24 protein-coding genes and 2 pseudogenes are annotated in these 21,013 nt (G+C 56.1%); 12 read left to right on the forward strand and 14 right to left on the reverse strand.

Going from position 1 to position 21,013, the window contains the following annotated elements:
- A complete protein-coding gene (locus tag ACXIUA_RS06935) occupies positions 1–576 on the forward strand; it encodes a recombinase family protein (protein ID WP_457976439.1) in 576 nt (191 codons plus the stop codon).
- Between the two features lie 369 nt (positions 577–945).
- Here the strand turns inward: ACXIUA_RS06935 and ACXIUA_RS06940 are convergent, their stop codons facing one another.
- On the reverse strand, positions 946–1,980 hold the full coding sequence (locus tag ACXIUA_RS06940) for a YeiH family protein (protein WP_457976440.1): 1,035 nt from the start codon (positions 1,978–1,980) through the stop codon (positions 946–948).
- A 70-nt stretch (positions 1,981–2,050) separates the two neighbouring features.
- Here ACXIUA_RS06940 and ACXIUA_RS06945 point away from each other — a divergent pair, with 70 nt between their 5' ends.
- Complete coding sequence (locus ACXIUA_RS06945; RefSeq protein ID WP_457976441.1) at positions 2,051–2,947, forward strand: LysR family transcriptional regulator; 897 nt, start codon at positions 2,051–2,053, stop codon at positions 2,945–2,947.
- Positions 2,948–3,202: 255 nt separating this feature from the next.
- On the opposite strand, the gene ACXIUA_RS06950 is transcribed toward ACXIUA_RS06945, so the two are convergent.
- Both ACXIUA_RS06950 and ACXIUA_RS06955 read right to left on the reverse strand, forming a co-directional pair.
- Complete coding sequence (locus ACXIUA_RS06950; RefSeq protein ID WP_023023751.1) at positions 3,203–3,364, reverse strand: zinc-binding dehydrogenase; 162 nt, start codon at positions 3,362–3,364, stop codon at positions 3,203–3,205.
- 77 nt (positions 3,365–3,441) lie between these two features.
- Positions 3,442–3,762: pseudogene (locus ACXIUA_RS06955) on the reverse strand (zinc-binding dehydrogenase); the annotation flags it as partial.
- Positions 3,763–4,030: 268 nt separating this feature from the next.
- On the opposite strand from ACXIUA_RS06955, the gene ACXIUA_RS06960 reads away from it, so the two are divergent.
- Complete coding sequence (locus ACXIUA_RS06960) at positions 4,031–4,387, forward strand: IS3 family transposase (RefSeq protein ID WP_457976455.1); 357 nt, start codon at positions 4,031–4,033, stop codon at positions 4,385–4,387.
- A 109-nt stretch (positions 4,388–4,496) separates the two neighbouring features.
- Here ACXIUA_RS06960 and ACXIUA_RS06965 read toward each other — a convergent pair whose 3' ends face one another.
- On the reverse strand, positions 4,497–4,682 hold the full coding sequence (locus ACXIUA_RS06965; protein ID WP_457976442.1) for a hypothetical protein: 186 nt from the start codon (positions 4,680–4,682) through the stop codon (positions 4,497–4,499).
- Between the two features lie 71 nt (positions 4,683–4,753).
- On the opposite strand from ACXIUA_RS06965, the gene ACXIUA_RS06970 reads away from it, so the two are divergent.
- Entirely contained in the window at positions 4,754–4,927 is a 174-nt protein-coding gene (locus ACXIUA_RS06970) for a hypothetical protein (protein ID WP_457976443.1), read from the forward strand.
- 174 nt (positions 4,928–5,101) lie between these two features.
- Here ACXIUA_RS06970 and ACXIUA_RS06975 read toward each other — a convergent pair whose 3' ends face one another.
- Positions 5,102–5,455, reverse strand: a complete 354-nt coding sequence (locus tag ACXIUA_RS06975) for a ribbon-helix-helix protein, CopG family (RefSeq protein ID WP_457976444.1) — start codon at positions 5,453–5,455, stop codon at positions 5,102–5,104.
- Positions 5,456–5,723: 268 nt separating this feature from the next.
- Here ACXIUA_RS06975 and ACXIUA_RS06980 point away from each other — a divergent pair, with 268 nt between their 5' ends.
- The 3 genes from ACXIUA_RS06980 (at position 5,724) to ACXIUA_RS06990 (ending at position 10,885) form a co-directional block, all read left to right on the forward strand.
- The gene (locus ACXIUA_RS06980; RefSeq protein ID WP_457976445.1) at positions 5,724–5,966 is read left to right on the forward strand and encodes an antitoxin; all 243 of its coding nucleotides are present in this window, start codon (positions 5,724–5,726) and stop codon (positions 5,964–5,966) included.
- Positions 5,967–6,475: 509 nt separating this feature from the next.
- A complete protein-coding gene (mobF, locus tag ACXIUA_RS06985) occupies positions 6,476–9,994 on the forward strand; it encodes a MobF family relaxase (protein ID WP_457976446.1) in 3,519 nt (1,172 codons plus the stop codon).
- Positions 9,995–10,240: 246 nt separating this feature from the next.
- Positions 10,241–10,885 carry a ParA family protein gene (locus tag ACXIUA_RS06990; RefSeq protein WP_457976447.1) on the forward strand — a complete coding sequence of 215 codons (645 nt, stop codon included), beginning with the start codon at positions 10,241–10,243 and terminating at the stop codon, positions 10,883–10,885.
- A gap of 1,075 nt (positions 10,886–11,960) precedes the next feature.
- On the opposite strand, the gene ACXIUA_RS06995 is transcribed toward ACXIUA_RS06990, so the two are convergent.
- On the reverse strand, positions 11,961–12,605 hold the full coding sequence (locus tag ACXIUA_RS06995; RefSeq protein WP_457976448.1) for a response regulator transcription factor: 645 nt from the start codon (positions 12,603–12,605) through the stop codon (positions 11,961–11,963).
- A gap of 179 nt (positions 12,606–12,784) precedes the next feature.
- Entirely contained in the window at positions 12,785–13,843 is a 1,059-nt protein-coding gene (locus ACXIUA_RS07000; RefSeq protein WP_457976449.1) for a histidine kinase, read from the reverse strand.
- 14 nt (positions 13,844–13,857) lie between these two features.
- On the opposite strand from ACXIUA_RS07000, the gene ACXIUA_RS07005 reads away from it, so the two are divergent.
- Complete coding sequence (locus ACXIUA_RS07005; RefSeq protein ID WP_457976450.1) at positions 13,858–14,205, forward strand: hypothetical protein; 348 nt, start codon at positions 13,858–13,860, stop codon at positions 14,203–14,205.
- Positions 14,202–14,465: a plasmid partition protein ParG gene (locus ACXIUA_RS07010; protein WP_457976451.1), complete on the forward strand. Its 264-nt coding sequence runs from the start codon at positions 14,202–14,204 to the stop codon at positions 14,463–14,465. Before ACXIUA_RS07005 ends, ACXIUA_RS07010 begins: the two co-directional genes overlap by 4 nt.
- A 416-nt stretch (positions 14,466–14,881) precedes the next feature.
- On the opposite strand, the gene ACXIUA_RS07015 is transcribed toward ACXIUA_RS07010, so the two are convergent.
- Entirely contained in the window at positions 14,882–15,094 is a 213-nt protein-coding gene (locus ACXIUA_RS07015) for a hypothetical protein (protein ID WP_457976456.1), read from the reverse strand.
- Between ACXIUA_RS07015 and ACXIUA_RS07020 the strand changes: the two genes are divergently transcribed.
- Positions 15,023–16,210 carry a replication initiation protein gene (locus ACXIUA_RS07020; RefSeq protein WP_457976452.1) on the forward strand — a complete coding sequence of 396 codons (1,188 nt, stop codon included), beginning with the start codon at positions 15,023–15,025 and terminating at the stop codon, positions 16,208–16,210. The two genes, ACXIUA_RS07015 and ACXIUA_RS07020, sit on opposite strands and share 72 nt — an antisense overlap.
- Positions 16,211–17,207: 997 nt before the next feature.
- Here ACXIUA_RS07020 and ACXIUA_RS07025 read toward each other — a convergent pair.
- Entirely contained in the window at positions 17,208–17,402 is a 195-nt protein-coding gene (locus ACXIUA_RS07025) for a hypothetical protein (RefSeq protein WP_457976453.1), read from the reverse strand.
- Between the two features lie 208 nt (positions 17,403–17,610).
- Here ACXIUA_RS07025 and ACXIUA_RS07030 point away from each other — a divergent pair.
- Positions 17,611–17,841, forward strand: a pseudogene (locus tag ACXIUA_RS07030) (type IIL restriction-modification enzyme MmeI); the annotation flags it as partial.
- On the opposite strand, the gene ACXIUA_RS07035 reads toward ACXIUA_RS07030, so the two are convergent.
- The 5 genes from ACXIUA_RS07035 to ACXIUA_RS07055 form a co-directional block, all read right to left on the reverse strand.
- A complete protein-coding gene (locus tag ACXIUA_RS07035) occupies positions 17,838–18,125 on the reverse strand; it encodes a hypothetical protein (RefSeq protein WP_297455212.1) in 288 nt (95 codons plus the stop codon). The pseudogene ACXIUA_RS07030 and the gene ACXIUA_RS07035 overlap by 4 nt on opposite strands.
- An 805-nt stretch (positions 18,126–18,930) precedes the next feature.
- The gene (locus tag ACXIUA_RS07040; RefSeq protein ID WP_174232238.1) at positions 18,931–19,245 is read right to left on the reverse strand and encodes an NIPSNAP family protein; all 315 of its coding nucleotides are present in this window, start codon (positions 19,243–19,245) and stop codon (positions 18,931–18,933) included.
- A 99-nt stretch (positions 19,246–19,344) separates the two neighbouring features.
- Complete coding sequence (locus ACXIUA_RS07045; protein WP_003849969.1) at positions 19,345–19,674, reverse strand: DMT family transporter; 330 nt, start codon at positions 19,672–19,674, stop codon at positions 19,345–19,347.
- On the reverse strand, positions 19,671–20,030 hold the full coding sequence (locus ACXIUA_RS07050; protein WP_048733039.1) for a DMT family transporter: 360 nt from the start codon (positions 20,028–20,030) through the stop codon (positions 19,671–19,673). The genes ACXIUA_RS07045 and ACXIUA_RS07050 overlap by 4 nt, the downstream gene beginning before the upstream one ends.
- The gene (locus tag ACXIUA_RS07055) at positions 20,027–20,572 is read right to left on the reverse strand and encodes a TetR/AcrR family transcriptional regulator (RefSeq protein WP_034666346.1); all 546 of its coding nucleotides are present in this window, start codon (positions 20,570–20,572) and stop codon (positions 20,027–20,029) included. The genes ACXIUA_RS07050 and ACXIUA_RS07055 overlap by 4 nt, the downstream gene beginning before the upstream one ends.
- Positions 20,573–20,750: 178 nt before the next feature.
- On the opposite strand from ACXIUA_RS07055, the gene ACXIUA_RS07060 reads away from it, so the two are divergent.
- A partial coding sequence (locus ACXIUA_RS07060; protein ID WP_457976454.1) for a hypothetical protein occupies positions 20,751–21,013 on the forward strand: 263 nt, incomplete at its 3' end.

Consider the following 21,013-nt stretch of genomic DNA (forward strand, 5'->3'; position numbering starts at 1 on the left):
ATGCGCGGTCAGCGGGTGGGGTATATCCGTGTCTCGACGGTGGAGCAGAATAATCAGCGTCAGAAAGAGCTACTCAACGCGTCTGGAAGGATTGACCGGTTCTTTGAGGATAAGATTTCTGGCCGCACGAAAGCTGAGCGTCCTGGGCTGGGGGAGTGTATGGCCTATGTGCGCGACGGTGACGAGCTCGTCGTCTCGTCGATTGATCGCCTTGCCCGCTCTCTGACGGATTTGCGTGGTCTCGTTGATGAGCTCACCGACAAGGGGGTGAGCGTTACTTTCCTGCACGAGAACCTATCCTTCTCGAAGGACACTAGTGACCCACGCGCGGATTTAATGCTGGGTATCCTCGGCAGCTTTGCGGAGTTTGAGCGGGCCATTATTCGTGAGCGCCAGGCGGAGGGGATTGCGTTGGCGAAAAAGGCCGGCAAGTACAAAGGCCGCAAGCCCGCTCTTACCCCGGGCCAGGTAGCGGAGATTAAGCGGCGCGTTTCGGCAGGGGAGTCGAAAGCAGCCTTGGCACGGGAATTCGGAGTCACCCGCCCTACGGTGTACCGGGCGTTGAAGAACGCATAGATGCGGCGATGGGGGCGGGTGAATATACGCCCCACGGCGCTTGCCATATGGCAGGACATTTACGGTTCCAGGCACGCCTACAGGTAGCCTTACGCACATTTCCCCTCGTGGGCGGCTTTTACAAGGGCTGGCGAAGGCACGCCCCCAGGTCTCGCTAGCGTGTGGTTTTACCTGTACTTTCTCCGCCTGGGCAACGTTCACCGAATAAAGAGAAAGGGCGCCCCCACCTTGAAGAATCGGAGCTGTCGACGCCGACGATAATCGGAGCTGGACCGGTGAGAAATGTCAAGTCAGGTTCCTTCCTAAAAGGTCATGTGGTGGGCGGACGAGGTATCAGCTTGGGCGGAGACTGCAGGATGTGGTTCCCTATCAGAGGTGGACGAGTTCGATGCCTGCAAGTGCGATGCCTGTGACGAGAATGGTTGAGGCTGCGGCCAGGATGAAGGGTCGGGCTCCGACCCGGATGAGGTTGCGGATCTTCACCCCACATCCCAGTCCAAACATTGCGGCGGACAACAAAGCCGCTTGCGCGAGGCTTCCTGCGTGGATGAGGCCCTCGGGCAGGTCCAGTGTGGAACGGAGCACGATCATGACCAGGAAGCCAATGATGAACAGTGGGACGATCGCAGGACGCTTTTCATCGGGTTTGACGTTTCCTGACCGGCGTTGGCGAATGCTCAAAATCGCGACGATCGGGGCGAGCAGCAGGACGCGGGCGAGTTTGACGATGACGGCGACAGCCAGCGCCCCGCCGCCGATTATTCCTCCGGCGGCGACAACCTGAGCGATCTCGTGGATGGAGCCACCGGCCCACATGCCGTTGAGTTCAGGCTCCATGCCCAGCAGCTGGCCGAGCAAGGGAATCGCCAGAATCATGAGTGTGCCGAAGATGACCACCAAGGCCACGGCGGTGACCACGTCCTCTTCGTCTGAGTCGGTGACCCCTTCGACTCCGGCCACAGCGGCGGCGCCGCAAATAGAGAAACCACATGCTATGAGCAGAACCTGAGCGGAACGCATCTTCATCAGCCGCCCGATCAGGATGGTTCCGGAAATGCCTCCGGCCACGATGCACACGATGACCACGAGCATGGGCGCACCGAGGGAGACAATGTCTGAGAGCACCAGTTGCAGGCCCAGGAAGACGATTCCCAATCGGAGCAGCTTCTTGGAAGCCAGCGTCAGTCCCGGTGCCGTGGACTCGGGTAGGCGAACCACGTTGGTCAGGGCGATGCCGAGCACGATCGCGACGATCAGTGGGCTGACACCGGGAAGGAAGACGTTAACGGTCATCGCGATTGCCACAGCGACCGCACACAAAAGCAACCCGGGGGAATATTTTTTCAGTGCGTAGGAGCCGCGGCGGGTTGTTATGGGATCTGTCTGTTGTATTTGCGTTGACATACTTCCATACTTCACTGATCCCCGTCAGCCCGCTAGACGGCAATTTCGCATCAAGGTATATGATTTTGATATGAGCGAAGCTTGGCCGAACCTTCAAGTACTGGAACTCTTCGTTGCCGTGGTGGACGAAGGCAGCGTGGGGGCAGGCGCACGGAAAGTGGGGATGGCGCAGCCCAACGCAAGCCGAGCCATCGCGGAGCTGGAGACGGGGATGAAAACGGCTTTGCTTGAGCGCAGCCCCCGCGGTTCGGAACCGACGGCACTGGGGTTGTTGCTGGCTGTTCAAGCCCGTGAACTACTTGATGCCGGGCAACGCTTCAACGATTGGTCACGGTCCAGCCGCAGCAACGAAACGTTGGAACTTCGTGTGGGGGCCAGCATGACCATCGCAGAAACCCTGCTACCGGTCTGGCTGACAGAGTTGAAACGTCGATTGCCGCCGGTCCGTATCGAGGTGCAGGTGCTGAATTCGGCGCAGGTTCTCCAAGAAGTGCAAAGGGGCATTCTTCAACTGGGTTTCGTTGAGACCCCGAACGTTCCCATGCAGTTGAATGCCCGGGTCGTCCAAGAGGATGAGTTGCTGGTAGTTGTCGCTCCCAACCATGAATGGGCGAACCGTACGAGCAGGATCGGTTTGCAAGAGCTGGCGGAAACCCCCTTGGTTGTCAGGGAGCCTGGCTCAGGTACCCGCGAGGCGCTGCAAGAGGTGTTGGCTGGGGTCGTCACTGTCGAGCCGATGCAGGTGCTTGCCAGCAACGCCGCGGTGCGCGTTGCTGTTGCTTCCGGGGCGGGTCCTGCTGTCCTGAGCGAACTCGCCCTTCGTAGCCAGCTCGAGAGCGGGGACCTGTTGCGCGTTCCCTTTGAGGGTCAAGGGATCAGCCGCCCCCTGACGGCCGTCTGGTCAGGACCTCGACGATTGACAGGAGTCGCGGCCGAACTGGTCGCTGTGGCCGCTGCCAAACCGTAGCCGGTGGCAGCAAGTCCCGTCTTCGAAGAAGTCATCAGCATCCGTACAAGATGCTCCCCCTGTAGTCCCGAGCCCCAAGCAGTGCCCGTGCCTTGGGCGGTCTGACATGCCAACCCTTCCGGCTCAACATCGTCCGCCTCTTACCCGCAAGCCATGAATTAAATACGGGGTAGAGAGTTGTAAATAACCCGGACCGGCTGAGAATTCGGCAAGGCAGCACCTTCTTGAATCCGCATGGTTCCTCGGCCATGTGCTTTACTCTCGTCTGAGCACGAGTTTGCCTCGAGCCCTCCGGGTCTGTACTTTCGCCAGGGCAGCCAGGGCATCTGCAAACGGATAAACCTGCTCAAGCTCCAAATGAATCTCCCCTGCGGCGATCTGCTCCATGAGTTGCACCAAATCATCGAGAACGTCCATTTGATAGGGGACCCCGTCATGTGTATGCCACGTTCGGAGATGTGTGCATCTCCGGAGATCGACACCAATGTTCCACCGTCCTTCACGACGGGCAAACTTTCCGCCGAGGTGCCCGGTTGCACCGCCAAGACAGCGTCGACGCCATTGGGCATCCACTCCAGGATCTGCTCGCGCCAATGGGGGTTGCCGTAGTCAACTACCTTGTGCGCGCCGAGCGAAAGCATGTAGTCGTGATTGGGTTTCGACGCGGATGCGGCAACGTGCCATCCGCGTTGGCGTGCAAGTTGGATGGCGACCGTGCCGATCGCCCCCGAGCCACCAGCAATGAAGAGCGACCCGTCAACGGGCGCTGAACTGCAGGTTTGGCTTCCAAACGAAAAGGACGCCCCACTCGCCAAAATCCTAGCGTGGAACTAAACGGTGAGCAGCAACTCCACCACCGTATTGATCGACTAGAAGCGGGGAACGCCTACATAAAAGCACTGGCCGCCCTGGAGGACAGCCGGTAACGGCTTCAGGGCGGGATAAAGCACGCATCATCCATACTTTGAAGAAAGGCCATTCGCTGGCTCTCCTGCTTGATATCGCGAAGCTACCACGATCAACCAATACTATTATTGGCAACTGAAATTTGAGGATCCCAGCTACACAGATCTTGATCCTCGTCTGGCACTTGTCGCAGATGAGTTTGACCGCCACCATGGCGTCTACGGCTACCGCCGTATTCGCTACGAGCTACGTGATAAAGGCCACCACTTCTCCCGGAAGACTGTCTACCATTTGCTCAAAGCCGCAGGTCGACGGTGTAAGTCTCGGGTTAAGCGTTATAGCTCTTTCCGTGGCACTCCAGGGCAGGTGGCACCAAATATTGTCGCGCGCAGGTTTGACCGTAACCAAGCCAACCATCTATGGCTGACCGATGTCACGATGTTTCAGGCAGCTGGACGCAGGGTGTACCTGTCGGCGATTAAAGGCGTTTTCAATGGTGAAGTCTATATTTCTCGGGGTAGAAGTGGGGTGTAGCGGTTGAGGAGGTTGCCTAAAAGCCCATGGCCTCAAAGGTAGAGGCCTCTACCGACATGCCGGCCTGGGCGCTATCGAACATAGCGACAGTGCGGTTTTCTGTGGACAACTACACCAGCGCTGTGGCGGCAGGGGCAGTGGAGTAGGTGTAGTTGAATCGGGTTTGGCTGTAGGCCTGCATGATGGAGGCACCAAGTTCTAGTGGAGACGTGGTTTCTTGGGCTTCCAGGCGTTCTAGGATTGCTTCGAGGTTGCCTCGAAAGTTCGGGTCGTCGATGTAGCGCTTGTAGGGCACTGCCTTGCCTCCCCTGTCCCATGGTTCTTTTCTTTGAAGAAAGTCAAGAAGACACAAGGCTACGTGGAGGGTTGAGCAGTGGAGAGCGTGCGCAAGCGAAGATCGTCACTGTCCTTTTGGAGGAATGGGACGCGCTTGACGGGACGCAGCAGCGCGCGATTGCGGACGTGCTTGAGAAGTCGACGCAAGCAAGCGAAGACGCCGAGGGATTCGTAGAGCGCCTGCGGCAGCGAGCAAAGAAGTAAACCTGTTGCTTTGTGCCTTGCCCTAGCGGCGAGGCGTCACCACTCGTGAGGTGGCACGCCGTTGGAGGGGCGGCTGTCGGTTTTTGCCTTGTCCTCTTTAAGCGCGCGCTCCATGAGCGCTCCCATAATGAACGACAGCGCCCGCCTGTCCCGCAAAGGTGCTGACGCGAACGCCTACGGCGTTCTTGTCCCTGAATCATCGCTACCTGGCCGCTCTTCGCGGTAGCGGTCGGCGTTAATCGCGTCTTCCATCAGCCCGAGCGTGATTTCTTCGAAGGCGTCTTTGATCGCGAGTGACTCAAAGTCTTTCGCGACTTGCTCCCAGTGCATGCGCTCAAGGGTTGGAATCATTGCCCACAGCGCCATGCGTAGATACGTCCCGCGACTGCGTCCAGTGCGCTCGGCGAGCGCGTCGAGTCGTTCAACGAGTTCGTGCTCTAGTCGTACAGAGACAACCGGCCCGCGTCCGATCACACCGCTCTGCTTTCTCGTTGCCATGATCGTCGATCCTTTCTCGTTTCGTTTCATATTGCTTCCCACTCCTACATGTAAACATTGTTTACATGTAGGACAGGCGAACATCCAGCGTGAGAAACACGGTTCGCTTTTTACAACGAAGCGTACATGTAAACATTGTTTACATGTAGCGGTTTGGGTAAAAACGAAGAATCCTTTTTGCGGAGCTTAGAACGGAAAGAGTAGACAGTAGACCGCGCCTGTAAGGCCGCGCGTTTGTTGGAACATGCGTTCGCAGAAATGGGCTGCGATATCGGGTGGTCATGGCAGGATTGCAAGCATGATTCAAAGCATTGAGAAGATGTTGTCCGAAGCGCGCGTGGCTCGATTTGATCCCGAAGACGCAACGTTGAGCAGTGGCGAGCGCGCGCAAGCGAAGATCGTCACTGTCCTTTTGGAGGAATGGGACGCGCTTGACGGGAAGCAACAGCGCGCGATTGTGGACGTGCTTGAGAAGTCGACGCAAGCAAGCGAAGATGCCGAGGGATTCGTAGAGCGCCTGCGGCAGCGGGCAAAGAAGTAAACCTGTTTCTTTGTGCCTTGCCCTAGCGGCGAGGCGTCACCACTCGTGAGGCGGCACGCCGTTGGAGGACCGACTGTCGGTTTTGCCTTGCCCTCTTTAAGCGCGTGCTCCATCACACCGTGTTGCTTCCTAGCCCTATATGTAAACAATGTTTACATATAGGGACGAGAACAGTCGGTGTGAGGAAAACGGTTTTACTTTTTACAACGAAGCGTACATGTAAACAATGTTTACATCGAGCAGTTTGAGTAAAAACGAAGACCCCTTTTTGCGGAGCGCTCGCCCGTAGTAAGGGGGGTGTGGCCGGGGAACGCATCAACGGGCAAAGGGGTCTTCTGACGTTTCAAGGGATGCTAGCTTTCCCCCAAATCGCTGTCGCATAGTCTAGCCATTCTGGCGATGCTCATGGTGAAAATTGCTCAATTTTCCCCTTGCCCTTTCCCTCCCCAAGGCCAGCGCTGGCCGCGCTTGCCTTGTTTTGACCCCTAGGGGGTTTATTATTTGGTACAATGGCAGTAAACTTGCCAGTGTCCCCTGGCGGGGCGCAAACACCGCTTGACCTGGACCGGAAGGAGGCCGCGGAGATGCTCACGATTGCGAAGCTGCACGGTGAGTCTGTGGCCTATTACGAGTCCACTGTTTCGACCGAAGAGGAGCGTTCGAGTGGTCCCGATGCGTACTACTCGGAGGACGGAACGAAGCCCGCGACGGCGTGGATTATGGCGCGAAGGAGTGCGCAAGTGCGCGCAGTTTCTGACGCGTTAGGAGTCGAAGTCGGCGCGGTTGTTGGCGGCAATCGTGTGCGAGATTGGTTCAATAAAGCGGTTGCACCGAGTGGTGAAAAGCTCGGGCGCGCGCCGAAACAAAGCGGGGTTCCTGGTTTCGATCTGACGTTTTGCGCGCCGAAAAGTGTGTCGATTCTGTGGGGTGTGGCAGACGATCCAGCGCTGAAACAGGTTGTGGATCAGGCGCATGCGCGCGCGGTTGAGAGCGCACTTTCTTACTTTTCGGAGCACGCTGGGTATACGCGCCGTGCTGATGTGCGGGATAAAACGCGCATGGTTATTGATCGGGTTGAGGCGCTTTCTGGCGTGAAATATGAGCACCGGACGTCGCGGTCGGGTGATCCTCATGTGCATTCGCATGTGCTGTTGTCGAACAAGCAATTGTGCCGCGATGGGAAGTGGCGAACGCTTGATTCTAAGGGGGTGTATCACGAAGCTCGTGCCGCCGGGATGCTGTACCAGGCGGTGATTCGCGAAGAACTCTCCCGCGAGTTGGGTGTTTCGTGGGGTGAGGTTGTTAACGGGTGCGCGGAGATTGCTGGGCTTGATTCGCCTGAGATGATCCGCGCGTTTTCGACAAGGACGCGTGAAATTGATGCGTGGTTGAGTGCGAACGGATTAGAGGCGACCGGCGAGCTGGCGCGTGTCGCGCAGAAGAAAACACGCCAGCGCAAGGACTTGGATACGCCGCTTGCAGAGCTTGAAGCGGGCTGGAAGCAGAGCGAGGCGGGGGTGAAAGCGAGTGGGTTTATCGCGTCACTTCGACCGGGAGTAGCGCGCAATGTAGGTGTGGTGCTTCCTGATGTGCGTGAAGTTTTAGCTGCGGTGGTTGCTGAACGCTCGACGTTTACGCGCGCTGATGTTGTCGAGAAGATCGCCGAGATGATGCCGGTTGGTGCTGTTTCACCGGAGCAGGTGCGAGAGGTTGTCGAGCAGATTGCCGATGAAGTTTTTGCCGATGACAGCACATGGACGGTGACACCGGATAAGGCGCGAGAGGTCAACGATCAGGCGCGTGAGGGTGCACAGCGGTTTACAACTGATGCGGTGGTCGCTGAAATTGATCGCGGTATTGATGTTGCGACGTCGGTTGTCGATGCCGGTGTTGATGCGTCGGCGATTGTCCCGGTCGACGGCAAACTTTCGCAGGCGCAGGCAGAGGCCATGCGCGCGGTGGTGCAGTCGCGGTATCTGGCAAGCGTGGTTGTTGCCCCGGCAGGTGCCGGAAAAACTTCGAGCTTGAAAGCAGCTCGTCGTGTGTGGGAGCAGGCCGGTCGACAGGTCGTTGGATTGGCCCCGACTGGTAAAGCTGCCGATGTGATGGTGGGCGAGCAGGTCGCGCATAGTGCTTCGACGGTGGCGCGGGTGTTGCTGCAAGTCGATGGCGTTGATGCGTCGCCGGCAGCGCAAAAACTTGGTTGGGGCACCGACACTGTGGTTGTCGTTGACGAGGCCGGCATGGTGGCTACTCCTGATGTGGTGCGCATCCTTGAGATCGCGCAGGCCGCAGGTTCGCGCGTGGTGTTTGTCGGAGACCCGAACCAGTATGGCGCGGTGAAAGCACGCGGAGGCATGCTCGCCACGCTGGCCCATGAGCTGCCGGATGCAGTGGAGCTCACCGAGGTCTTCCGCCAGAAAGATCCACACGAGCGGGAAGCATCGAAACAGCTTCGCACAGGTCAGCTGCCGAATGTGCAACGTGCTGCTGATTTTTACGCCGCTGCTGGCAGACTGCATGCGGGGTCGGTCACCGCGATGATGGACGATGCACTTGCTGGCTGGAAGCAGGATATTTCCGCTGGGAAGCGTTCAATCTTGGTGGCTTCGAACAACGAGTACGTGGCGGCACTCAACGCTGCCGCACAGGCTGTAATGGCCGAGCGAGGCGCGTTAGACACCACGGTGTCGGTCGGGATTAGCGGGGAGCAATTCGCACATGTTGGGGATACGATTCTGACGCGCAACAACGATTATGAGCTGGTCACCAGTGCTGGTGATGTGGTGCGCAATGGGCAGCGTTGGCAGGTCGAACAGATCAATGCCGATGGGTCCATGCAGGTGCGCAGACTTGATGAAACTAACGTCACTGTGACGCTGAACCCGGAGTATGTCGGTGCATATGTCCAGCTTGGATATGCCACCTCTGGGCATGCGTCTCAAGGGGCTACCGTTGATGTGGCTCGCGTGGTTGCTGCTGTAGGCCAGATTGATCAAGCCGGGGCATATGTCCCACTGACGCGAGGACGCGAGGGCAACTACTTGTACATGGCCGAGGCGATGCCTGGCGATAGTGATACGGGCCATGGTCGAAGCGCTGATACACCGCAGTTGCGGCGTGAATCGACCGAGTATGCACGTGATCTGTTGGTGCAGTCAGCAACGCGCAGTGCTGCTGATCAAAGCCCGTATGCAATCCACCGCAACGCGAGAGCGGATTGGGAGCTTGCCAAGCTAGCCGCATCAACACCGCCAGAAACGGACGTATTTGCTGGCACACGCATAGGCGAGTGCGCGCAGCGGCGAGCGCATGCACGGTTGCAGCGCCTGGAAGCGTTCTACGCCTCCCAGCGCGCACCGCGTGATGTGCCTGCGGAGAAACCGCAGGAAAAGCACGTGGCAACAGGCCTGATCGACAAGCTCGGCATGAGCACAGGCCGTGCGCGCACGGCACCGCAGCAATCACGCACGCCGGACGATACCCAGCTCATTGAACTGCGCAATCGCGTTGCAGCGATACGCACGATGTGCGATGAACATCGCGAAGCAATAGCCCAGTTAGACGAGCAGGAGGCGCACACCGTCAAGCAGCGCGAGCAGCGAATGAAGCATGTGCGCAGCATGCAGCGCAAGCGCCAAGGCTTGATTGCCAAGCAGGACAATCGCGGTTGGTTTGCGCGGACGTTGAAGCCGAATGAGTACGCGGCAGAGATCGCTGAATGCGATGTGATCATTGCGCGGAATGTGAAGCAGGCTGACCAGCTCGGCGAGCAGGCGCACACGTTGCGTGAAGAAGCCTTGCAGCATCACGGACAGCTTGAGCAGTTGCACCAAGAAGCATCACGGATTGAGGCGGCGATCAAGGCGCACGAGCGCACGGGGCAGGTGGGAAGTTCGCGTGATGCGGTGAGCTTGTCGGAGCGGATTTCGTTGCAGCAGCGCATGCAACAAGGCCGCCGATCCTCGTATGAAAACGGTCCACAACAGCCGGTAAAAAGTAGTGACGCAGATCACTATTTGGAGTAAGGAAAAGGGCTGTTTTTCCTGGTCACTCTATGAGTCTCATTTTGAGACTCACGGAAATTTGAGCCCATTTAGCGGCCCTTCGTCATGTTGGTTTTGGCGTACTCGTTCCGGCGGTAGAGCGCTCGTGCTGTGCGCATGGGCGGTGGGGTGGTGTAGGGGGTCTAGTGCGTAAACCTGTAAAGCTGTATACTGTAAAACTGTAAACCCGTAACCTGTAAACCTGTATTGAAAAAGAGGAGGTAGGTCATGATTATCACCACTATCAACGCCAAAGGCGGGGTGGGAAAAACCACCACAACGATGTTTCTGGCGACCGTGTTCGCTCAGCGTGGATATGCGGTCACCGTTGCCGACCTTGACCGTCAGGGGTCTGCGCTCGACTGGGCAGAGCGCGCCGAAGATGGTGGTAACCCGTTGCCGTTTGATGTTGAGTTGTCGATCCCGAAGCGCGTTGATCGTCAAGCTGCACTTGTCGCCGATGACGAGATCATGTTTATTGATGTGCCGCCAGGTGATGAAAACGCGATTGAGGCGGCAATCGCAGTCAGTGACTTCATCATCATGCCAACCAGATCGGCAGCTGCCGATCTTTCGCGCATCTGGGAATTGCGCGATGCCGTCAGCGCTACCCCGCACGCGGTCCTGATTACGTTCGCACGGAAAGGCACGAGTGCGTTAGAAGCGGCCCGTCAAGCACTCGATGCCGAAGAGATGCCGAGGTTTCAAGCAGAGATCCCTCTGCGTGAAGACATGCACTTAGCGTTTGGTTACTGCCCCGGGCCAGACATGCACGGCTATGACGCTGCCTGTATCGCAGCCCCTCTAGATGAAGTGGGAGAGTTGATCGTGTTGTGCACGCGTAGCGGTTTACCAGCGTGTTGGACTAAATGAGTCCATAAAAGAAAAATTGGAAGGACGATGCTTTATTTTACTCGTGTATAAAACAAACGCAGAGCCCTTCCAAATAGAAGGGCTCTGCGTGGGCATGAGGGTTACCTGTTCGGTGGCGCTTAAGATTTGGTCAAGTCCGACTTTGTGATTACGCGATTCGACACGTAGCAAACGATGGTCACTACAGCGAGAAAACCAACTCCAAGAATCAAAGAATCGTATCTCTCGGTTAGCATGAGTGAGAAGAACGCCCCCATAAAGAAGGGGATGATCGCTTTGATACTGATGGTCATTAAGTGCACCTCGCGCCCTTCACGGATCCAGTCCAACGAAAATCTACGTGTAGGCGATTATTACACTTTCCGTAGCTGGAGATAGCCCAGCTTGCCCCTGTGATAATGGCTCCAATTATCACGCACGCACTTTGTCCAACTCCAGGAACTGCGCAGATGAGTGTTCCAAGAGCAAAGCCTCCACCAGCGATCAGTAGATCCTGTTCGCGGGGGGTGAATTCTAGCCAAAAACCAGACAAACCGTTACTGCCGCCACTGACGTATGGCTGTGGGGCGTCAAAGTCGGGCAGAGCAAACTCAGCTCCAGTTGGGAGAGTGAAGATGACGACAGGCTGACCATCTTCAATAGTCTTTTTGCGGGGGAGGTCAGAATCCTTCAGTTCGTCGTAGGCGGCTTGAAGTTGTTCTGGAGTGATTTCCCTTTCTAGAGGTTGTGGTTGCTGATGGGTCTCGGATTGTGTTGCCCCACTACTGGAGAGAGCTGGCTCTGCAGTGGCTGCTCCAGCGGGCGGGACTACTAAAGTTAGTGTGGCGGCTATTGCGCTAAACGTTTTAAAATTCACGTGAGCAATTCCTTTCAGGAAGAGGTTTTTCGCTTCTTCGATCTGCTGTGAGGTTCGAGATGAACATCTCTAAATTTAAAAGGCCAGTTCTCACTTTTGAACAGATCTTTACTTTCGTATCGGATGCGATACCCCCACTGAGAGGCGATTATTCGACTGTCGACCAGCTGTCTGCTTGATTCTTCTGCTTCCTCGGAAGGTTTGGGCTTACGTAATACCTTATTGGTAGGAGTCTTTGATTGAGTGGTACTTGACTGCAAGTTCTACGCGATTTCTGGCGGAGAAGCGAAGAAAGAGCTGCGAGACTATCTTCCTGATGGTGACCTCTGCCAGATGCATTGATTCGCCAATTTCTTCGTTGGTTTTACCCTTGCAGATCAGGGACAAGACGGCCTGCTCGCGACCGGTGACCCTTGGTGCATGAAGTTCGCTCTGACTTCTATTATCGGTTTTAATCCCAACAAGCCGACTAAGGCAGTCCGGTGAGAGAACTGTCCCTCCATGTATGGCATCGCGTAGGGAATGGATGATTGACTCTGGCGTCTGACCTTTGATGATGTAGCCAACTGCACCAAGGCTAAGGCACTTTAGCATCGTTTCATCAGTATCAAAAGCGGTCATTGCAACGAACAGGGGCGGTTGAGGAAACTGCTGGGTGTGTTGAAGTAATTCAATGCCGTCAGTGTCGGGTATATGAACATCGGACAATACAAGATCGCTGCTATTGGTTTCCAGCCACTGCAATGCCTGTTGGCCTGTGGTAGCTGTTCCCACCACCTCTAGGTCGTCGGTAGCCGAGAGATATACGTGAAACGCCTCGAGGATGGTGGGGTCATCATCAATGAGAAGAACGCGTGTCGCCACTATTTACACCAGGGTAGTTGTGGTTTTTTCGAGCAACTCAACCAATCAGTGATGCTGTAGAGCACAGAAATACTGTCTTGATTGGTGGGTGGCATGGTGACAGCAGGAGTCAGGGCAAGTGTGGTGGCAATAATGGTAGATGCGATAGCAGTGGTCATACCTCTAGTTTTATACCACCGCTAGTTTCTGCAAAAGGGGATGTTGGCGGTGGTGACCCATTCTTTGTTATTGCTGCGTGTATTCAGTGCCCCTCCCACAGCGTAAAGCGTATTCGACATGCTGGTTAAACCAAGGCGTGTGGATTCGGAGGTCTTCTTCTTTGGGATGTAGGCGTTGGTGATGATGAGTGTGACGCCTTGATTATCGGATGTTGCTGAGACGGTAACTAAGGATTGAGGTGTTGCGTGCTTTATGATGTTGGTGATTGTCTCGCTGAGCACGCGTTCTAGGGCGGTGTTGTGCAACGACATTGTCACAGGCGTGGTCAGATCTGTGGTGGTCGTGACAGTGAAACCGTGGTTGTGTAGGCGCTTGGACATAGCCTCGAGCGTGGTCGGCAAGCTCGGAGTAGAGCCAGAGTTGGGTTGAGTGTTGAGAGTGGTGAGAAGTTGCCGGGTTTTATCAAGAGCATCACGGGATGTGCGGGCGACGTTTTTTAGCTCTGCGGCGCGTTCTGGGGTGGTGATGGCAAGCTTTTCTAGTTGGACGATGGCGGATGTCAGATCGGCAGCGATGGTGTCGTGAAGCAGACTAGTGAGCTGTTGTCGACGAATGCGTTGTGTGCGTTGTGAATTCAGGTGTTGTTGGTGAGTGTGGTGAATCCACAAGCCAAGAAGGTGAGCCAGGGCGATAATGGTGATGAAGATAATCACAGCGCCGATATCGAATTCGATGCGGGCGTTGGTGGGTGAGTAGAAGCCGCCAAGCGTGATGGTAGTGGCGCTTAGGATTGCCAGAATATGGTGGCCGGTGGCGGTGATAGCGGTGATAAGAAAGACACCGAGGAATAGCTCGAAGCCTGTCGAGTAGCCGGCTAGTAATGCGGTAATAAAAGCTGCGATGTAGGTGGTGGTGCTGATGCGTGGATGGTTGGGCGCGACGATGAGGCTGAGTGCTTGGACAATGATCAGCGCGGTGAATAGTGGGGTAGTGGGGTTGTGCTGAATGACGCCTGCGCCGCTGAAGATGAGTGCGAGGGCAGACAATGTCAAGGTGGTGGGCAAACGCTGGTCAAGCATGTCTTTTAGGCTACATGTTTATTGATGTGCCGCCAGGTGATGAAAACGCGATTGAGGCGGCAATCGCAGTCAGTGACTTCATCATCATGCCAACCAGATCGGCAGCTGCCGATCTTTCGCGCATCTGGGAATTGCGCGATGCCGTCAGCGCTACCCCGCACGCGGTCCTGATTACGTTCGCACGGAAAGGCACGAGTGCGTTAGAAGCGGCCCGTCAAGCACTCGATGCCGAAGAGATGCCGAGGTTTCAAGCAGAGATCCCTCTGCGTGAAGACATGCACTTAGCGTTTGGTTACTGCCCCGGGCCAGACATGCACGGCTATGACGCCGTCGCCGATGAACTCATGGAGATGATGAGGTGACCACCAGCAAGCAACGCGCAAGCGGGCAGCTCGCCCCACGAGGAGCAAAAAAGACCACAAGGGGCACGGCAAAGACTGAAACGAAGTCCGCACGATCAGCGTTCCATCAGACCTCCAATCGCGACTATGTCAAGAAGATGACCATTGAAGTCGACCGCGATCTACACACTGAATTGAAGATGATTGCGGCGCGCGAAGGCGTGACAATCCGCGAGATTGTCGAGTCCTACCTGGGGCAATACGTGAAGGACCATCGCTAGAAACCGTAAATACAGGTTTACAGGTGCTGTAAACCTGTATTTTTGTTGTGACTGTTTCCTCATGGGTTTAAGGGGTGTTTCCGCCCGGCAGATGCCTGTATCGCAGCCCCTCTAGATGAAGTGGGAGAGTTGATCGTGTTGTGCACGCGTAGCGGTTTACCAGCGTGTTAGCCTAAACGCGTCAATAAAAGAAAAGCCTGGAACAGGTCCAATTGCTCCAGGCTTGCTTCACCACCGGCCTCCAACCGGCTCGTGAAGCGCTTTAACCGACCCACAACGTCGGAGAAAGCGATGTTATGAGTGTATCGAACCGTAACGCAGAACGCACGACACCACGCCAGCATGTGCGAGGTGTCGGTGTACATACGGGTTGGCTTGACGACACCCCAGCGGGTGCAACTGACCGCGACGCTCTGTTAGCGCATCTCGGTCGCAGTGCGATCCATGCCAGCAAAGACCGCAACTTCTCTAGCGCGTACTACTCGGATAGCGACGGGGCGCGACGTCCTCGGCTTTACAGGGTTGACTCGCCAGCGTTTGCCAGCTGCCAGTACGTCATGTTGACCACGAAGCAGTATGCAGCCGTCCTCGTCGTCGACATTGATCAACCAGGACAAGCAGGTGGTCACCCAACTAGTCTTGCGCTGAGTGTGCGGGAAAACTTCGCCAAGCTCATTAACCACGGGATTGGCCCCTCATGGATTGGTATTAACCCGCTGACCGGCAAAGCCCAGGCAATCTGGTTAATCGACCCGGTGTATGCCGATAAAACAGGGAAATCACCCCATATGAGCTTGCTGGCAGCAACGAGTAAAGCGTTAGGAGAGATGCTGGACCATGACCCGCACTTTTCCCACCGCTTTAGCCGCAGCCCGTTCTACGAGGGGAAAGACCCAACCGCGTATCGCTGGTACTGCCAGCACAAACGGGTATACCGCTTGGCTGACTTATTGCGGGAGGTACGTGCATTGACTGGCCAAGAAGCAAAGCAGCGATCGACACGACAGCAGTTTTCCTCTGGTCGTGAACTCCTCGAAGCAGCGAAAACACGCAGACAAGAAGCAGAAGCCTTCAAAGCGCTTGCAAACGACGTCGAAGCAGAACTTGCGACAAGCGTTGAGCGCTATGACCCTGACATCATCGAGGGCGTGCGCGTGCTGTGGATTCACCAAGGACGCGCAGCACGCGACGAGACGGCGTTTCGACATGCGCTAAAAGTCGGGCACAGGCTACGCGCAGCAGGCCAGCGCTTAACCGATAACGCCCTGATTGACGCCTACGAGCACGGATACAACATCGCCCAAGAAGCCGGAAGCGATGGGAGACTCTCGGAGATGCCGCCGATGCGTGATCGCCAGACCATGGCGAGGCGAGTGCGTGGGTACGTAACGCAAGCAAAGGCTTCAAACGGTGGTTCTGTGGCCCCTGGGAGGGCTACAAGCGCCGAGCGTAAGGCTTTGGCAACAATGGGGCGTAGAGGTGGACAGAAAGCCGCACAACGCTGGAAAACAGACCCAGACGGCGAATACGCACAGTCACAGCGAGACAAGCTTGAAAAGGCGAATCGACAGCGCCAACGTCAGGGGAATGAGACCCGGGCACAGGTTTATTCAGCGTATGCTTCGTCGCTTGCTCAGACAGGTAAAGCTCCAACGGGAGCTGAGATCGGAAGAGAATTGGGGATTACCAGAAAGACAGTGAGCGTCCATTTGAGGGCGCTACGGAACGCAGGAATGATCGAATAAAAAATGTAACCTGCCGTAAGCAATATACGGTTCCCCCGTGCGGTAGCACGTGAGCTACCTAGTTCCGTTTCTTTTTCAGCAACAGTGAAGCGTGGAACTCATGCCGAAAAAGGTGACACGCCGTAAGCAATATACGGCTCCCCGTGCGGTAGCACGTGGGCTACCTATTCTCTCTACAGAACAACGTAGAAGTTTCAAGGCTGCATTTGGGTTGTCCGGAAAACATAAATCGTGGGCATGTAATAGAGCTTCATTATGATTGTTCAGCTGTTTCTTCCTTGGTGGTAGTGCAGCTGGTGCGGTGCTCGTGTCTTCACCGCCTCTGATAAATAAAGACCCCAGTTCAAATAAAGCAAGGGGAAGTTGAGTAATGTTTGGCACACGCCAGCCCGCCGCCCTTGTGCTGTGGGTGTCAGTACTCATTTGAATGGGTACTGACAGAAAACATGAGTAGAGCGATAGTGCGCGCTGATGTAGTTGCGGAGTGACCTGTCCTTGGCGCATAATGAGGACGAACAAGGAGAGAAGAATTGTTCAGGGAAACTGCGAGGATGGGTTATCACCACCACATTTCGATGTGAACCCAGCCTGCAAAGAGTCTTTAGTTAGGTGATTGCAGCGCCTGACTAGCCCCCAGGATTGCTTCCTGGGGGCTTTCCTTTTGTTTTAAGGCCTAAGGGATTTTTGTGGCGACTTAAGTATGTAACTAGTCGTTCCTACTGCGCGTGCGTTTATCTGCGGCCAGATCCCTCTTTTTGTACGTCTAAGCTGGGGTTACATTGGCTATCAATGTCAGCATCAAATTCCGCTGGACTGATCAGCCTTCGAGCTTCGAGTGGCCTTGACATGAAAATGCCATCGAGTTGTTGGCTGAGGTCGCCTTTAGAAACCGGCATTATGTGCAACACACATAATGCCGGTTAAACCTTTAAATGCTATGAAACGAAAAATGGTGGTGCAACCCACCACAGGTCACACCACCGTTCAGAGTCTTTAGCTAGGCTGACAGCAGCGCCTCAATTTTCTCTGCAAGATTAAGGTTCTGGAATCTCTCCCATAGTCCCCAACCCTGGTTTCCAATTGTGGTTATTGCTGCGCCGGACTTGAGAAGCCCGTTCGCGTTGCTTCCGCGCGGTTTCTTCTCTCGACCCTGTTTTCGATGTTTTCCAATATATCTATATTTTCTGAACATTTCTGCTCCTTGCGGGCTGGTCTTCCGAGCGCCTTGCAAAGACGTCGTACCGGCCCTTTACGGCAGGAGTCTTAACTGCAAGCACGCAAGGGTTCTCCGGGTTCCGCCTAGAACAAAGTTCTTTGGCTTCCGTCGAACGGATCTATTCTTGCACAGGTTCTTGAAAAGTAGAGGGCTGGTGTAGAAAATTAGTGGTGAGGGTTGGCTCTTAGAGATGCCGCCGATGCGTGATCGCCAGACTATGGCGAGGCGAGTGCGTGGGTATGTAACGCAAGCAAAGGCTTCAAATGGTGGTTCTGTGGCCCCTGAACTAGTCAAAGCCCATGACGTGCTTGACCGAGAAGTAGATAAAGCATTCGGTGCGCCACGCAAACTCACCACCGAGCGGCAGCGCCAAGAACTCTTATTCGCCAGCTACGGGAAGTTAGCGAGGAACTAGTTCTCCTTGTCTTCATAAAAACCTAAATCACTAGGAGAGTCGTCTTCACGGGTGATTTGAATTACTCCCGCCGAGGGGTGGAGTACCTTGTCGCTGTATGTACCAGACACAAGAACGGTGCCTGACGCGAAGACATGCACAGGCTTGCAGCGCTCGTACGTGACCATCTCCTCATCGCCATTCTTGTCCGTACCGACCCGCTGCGAAACCGTGCAATAGGTGTCGAAAGATCGCACGGGGACATCCTCTGGAGCTTCACCAGTGATATCAGTTGGGCTGTTCATAGGCTCCAATCTTAGTGGCGAGAGTCCACCTTGTGGGGGGAGCGATTCATCAGAACTTAAAAACTCCAAGTGCTGAACATGCCTGAGCAATTGCTAACGAGATACCAGCGAGAGTGTCTTGAAGAACTTTTGGCCGAGCCTGAATAGCGCTCTCGGCGAGGGGAAGATCGAAAGCCTGAACCTATTTTGGGAGTAGTAAAAACGCCTTTCCCACCTATCTACCGCTATGTAGTTGAAGGAAAGAAGGAACAGAGACAAGTAGAAGATCTCCGCGCGCGCTGTTACTCTTAGGTCTAACACCGTTGGTGTTGTCTGGATAAAAAGACCCCGGTTAGCTGCTACTAACCGAGGTCTCGGGCTACTGCCCTCTAGTGAAGGAAAAGACCAAGTCCAGCATTCACTAGTGAGGCGACAAAGTGTAGGACTCCGCCTGCGAGATTCCGATAGGAATCGGCTTTGGCGGGGTCTTTACTTTTGCCACCGTTGTGCCTATGAAGCTTCATTTCGAACCTCCAATGCTGTAGCTGTCCCTCGCCCAAACAGAGCGATAAATAGACCAGCACGAGCGTGCGGGCTATACCACACTCCGAGCAAGGAAGGCCTCTATGAGAGGCACCTGGTGCCGAAGCACCGGTGACGATCATAACAAGTGGCTAGAAGTACGCCCTGAAAAGCGATAACGGGAAAACAGTTCACGCGGTTTGACTCCCGTTCCCGAGGTACGGGTGTTCCGCTGGGTACACCCATCTGTACGCGCTGACCTGCGGCGTTGTGGGTTGTGCCGAGCGTGCTGCCGGAGTCCCTTTCAGTGTCCCTGGGGTAGGAGCGGCCGCATGAAGGTGCGCTCGTACCGCAGGACGCACTCGGACTCGTCTCGAATCCGGTCAGCGGCGATGAAGTCCGAGTGGGTGCCGAACAAGGTGCGGTACTGCTCGTAGGCAGCCAGGCTGGGGAAGCTGAACAGGGATTCCGCACGGTCACTCACACCTTCCGCGGGTAGGTAGTACCCGTGGTGGGTGCCGCCGTGTTCGTCGACATGCCGCATCCAAGCGCGGGCGAACTGTTCAAAGGCTGCGATCTGGTCGGGGTCGATGGTGTAGTGGACGACACAGGTGATCACATCCACAACGCTAGGCCCACAGGCGCTCATTGGGGAGCCTTTGTCTGTGCGCCTCGTGGTGCAGCACACCAATCTGCCTGGTTTACCTGCGGAAATGCGTCAGTTCGCCAAGTTGGCGCCGAGTTCAACGGTGAGAACTCCGACGGCGATGAGGAGGATGCCGAGGGCCATGGTTCGGGTGAGGGGTTCGTGGAAGATGACCCGGGCGAGGATCGCGGTGAGAGCTACGCCGGATGCTGCCCAGATGCCGTAGGCGACGCCAAGGGCCATGCCGTCGGCCAAGGCGAGACTTAAGGCGACGAACGCCACGAGATACCCCGCGATGACGCCGATGAACCATTTCTTCACCCGGCCACCGTCGGAGGCTCGTAGCGACATGGTCGCGACGACTTCGGACAAGATGGCGCCTGCGAGGAAGATCCATCTCATGAGTTGACTCCTGCTTCCTGGGCTGCGGTTTGCTGAGCTTTCTGGGAGCCGAGTTCGACGGTGAGGACACCGCTGATGATCGCAACCATTCCAAGACCCATCACAGCGGTCAGAGGTTCACCGAAAATCGCGGCGGATAGCACGGCGGCGAGCACGACCCCGCTGGCTCCCCAGATGCCATAGGCGACGCCGATCTGCATTCCTTCGCGCAGGCAGAAGGTGAGGAAGACGAAAGTGCCGATGTATCCGGCAGCAACCACGATGTACCAGGATGGGTGATTGAGCGCCGCCTTGAGAGACAGCGTCGCCGCCACTTCGGTAGTGATGGCGCCAGCGAGCAGGAACCACTGCTTCATGGGGTTGTTCCTTCGATCAGGGAGCGAATGCTGGAGACGACGGCTTCGAGATCCGCGCCGTGGAGGGTGGACACACCTGTGGCCTGGGCGCCCCAGAGTCCGTCGGCGGCGAGTCGGGCGGTGGTCAGCCTGGCTCGGGTGGCGGCGTCGAGATCGTCCGGGAGTTCGAGCCAGCGGCCCATCCGCGTAGTCCACGGTTCGGTGAGTTCGGGCCGATACGTCGCTTGGCCCCAGATGATGAACTCGGCGCGCTTGGCGGCCCCGTGGGCGGCGACGTGAACGTAGCTCAGGAGCCGCTCGGTGGCGTTGGCGTTCTCGAGGGGCTTGCCAAGGGTGGCAGTCATGTCGTTCTCGACGTTGGCCGCAGCGTGGTCGACGATCGCGGCGAGCAGTACGTCGCGGTTGCGGAAGTGATATAGCAATCCCGGTTTGGTGAGCCCGGCCTCGTGGGCCACTGCGTCAAGGGTAATGTCGCCACCCTCCGCTGCGTTCATGACGCGGAGGGCAGCTTCCAGGATCTCGGAGCGCTGACTGGTTCGCATATAGCTAACTTTACCATTTGGTAGGTGAAGCCTTCAACTGCGGGCGCTGGTAGGGGCACCTGGGGTACACCCTATCGTTACACGGGGTTATGTCTGCTATTTGACGTAAAATAAGGTTGATTCGGGCATTTTTTTACACCTGTATAGTGGGGCTTAGACTTTAGTTATACAGAAAGTGGTGGTTGTGGTGTTATCGCCGGATGGTTTCCATATTGAAAGTCATATTGACGCAGTGCCCGCGTTGGCGCGGGTGAAAAATCTGCATGATGGGTTGTCGTCGGGGCAGCAGGCGTTGGGCAGGATTGTGCACGCGTTGCTTGCTGACGCTGATGGTCTCGACGGGGTTCAGCTGTATGCCCTCTCGAATGCAATCGAGTCCTATCGTGATGCGGTCATCACCCAGGAGAATGCGGCCTTTAAGCCTTCGAAGAGTGAAGACTA

This window comes from Corynebacterium sp. UMB8791, from assembly GCF_054166365.1.

Coding starts and splice junctions, on each gene's coding strand:
- ACXIUA_RS06935 (WP_457976439.1), top strand. CDS start 1: ATGCGCGGTCAGCGGGTGGGGTATATCCGTGTCTCGACGGTGGAGCAG.
- ACXIUA_RS06950 (WP_023023751.1), bottom strand. CDS start 3,364: ATGGACGTTCTCGATGATTTGGTGCAACTCATGGAGCAGATCGCCGCA.
- ACXIUA_RS07020 (WP_457976452.1), top strand. CDS start 15,023: ATGTTGACCACGAAGCAGTATGCAGCCGTCCTCGTCGTCGACATTGAT.
- ACXIUA_RS07005 (WP_457976450.1), top strand. CDS start 13,858: ATGTTTATTGATGTGCCGCCAGGTGATGAAAACGCGATTGAGGCGGCA.
- ACXIUA_RS06940 (WP_457976440.1), bottom strand. CDS start 1,980: ATGTCAACGCAAATACAACAGACAGATCCCATAACAACCCGCCGCGGC.
- ACXIUA_RS07000 (WP_457976449.1), bottom strand. CDS start 13,843: ATGCTTGACCAGCGTTTGCCCACCACCTTGACATTGTCTGCCCTCGCA.
- ACXIUA_RS07045 (WP_003849969.1), bottom strand. CDS start 19,674: ATGAGATGGATCTTCCTCGCAGGCGCCATCTTGTCCGAAGTCGTCGCG.
- ACXIUA_RS06980 (WP_457976445.1), top strand. CDS start 5,724: ATGATTCAAAGCATTGAGAAGATGTTGTCCGAAGCGCGCGTGGCTCGA.
- mobF (WP_457976446.1), top strand. CDS start 6,476: ATGGCAGTAAACTTGCCAGTGTCCCCTGGCGGGGCGCAAACACCGCTT.
- ACXIUA_RS07055 (WP_034666346.1), bottom strand. CDS start 20,572: ATGCGAACCAGTCAGCGCTCCGAGATCCTGGAAGCTGCCCTCCGCGTC.
- ACXIUA_RS07025 (WP_457976453.1), bottom strand. CDS start 17,402: ATGTTCAGAAAATATAGATATATTGGAAAACATCGAAAACAGGGTCGA.
- ACXIUA_RS06975 (WP_457976444.1), bottom strand. CDS start 5,455: ATGAAACGAAACGAGAAAGGATCGACGATCATGGCAACGAGAAAGCAG.
- ACXIUA_RS07050 (WP_048733039.1), bottom strand. CDS start 20,030: ATGAAGCAGTGGTTCCTGCTCGCTGGCGCCATCACTACCGAAGTGGCG.
- ACXIUA_RS07035 (WP_297455212.1), bottom strand. CDS start 18,125: ATGAACAGCCCAACTGATATCACTGGTGAAGCTCCAGAGGATGTCCCC.
- ACXIUA_RS06945 (WP_457976441.1), top strand. CDS start 2,051: ATGAGCGAAGCTTGGCCGAACCTTCAAGTACTGGAACTCTTCGTTGCC.
- ACXIUA_RS06990 (WP_457976447.1), top strand. CDS start 10,241: ATGATTATCACCACTATCAACGCCAAAGGCGGGGTGGGAAAAACCACC.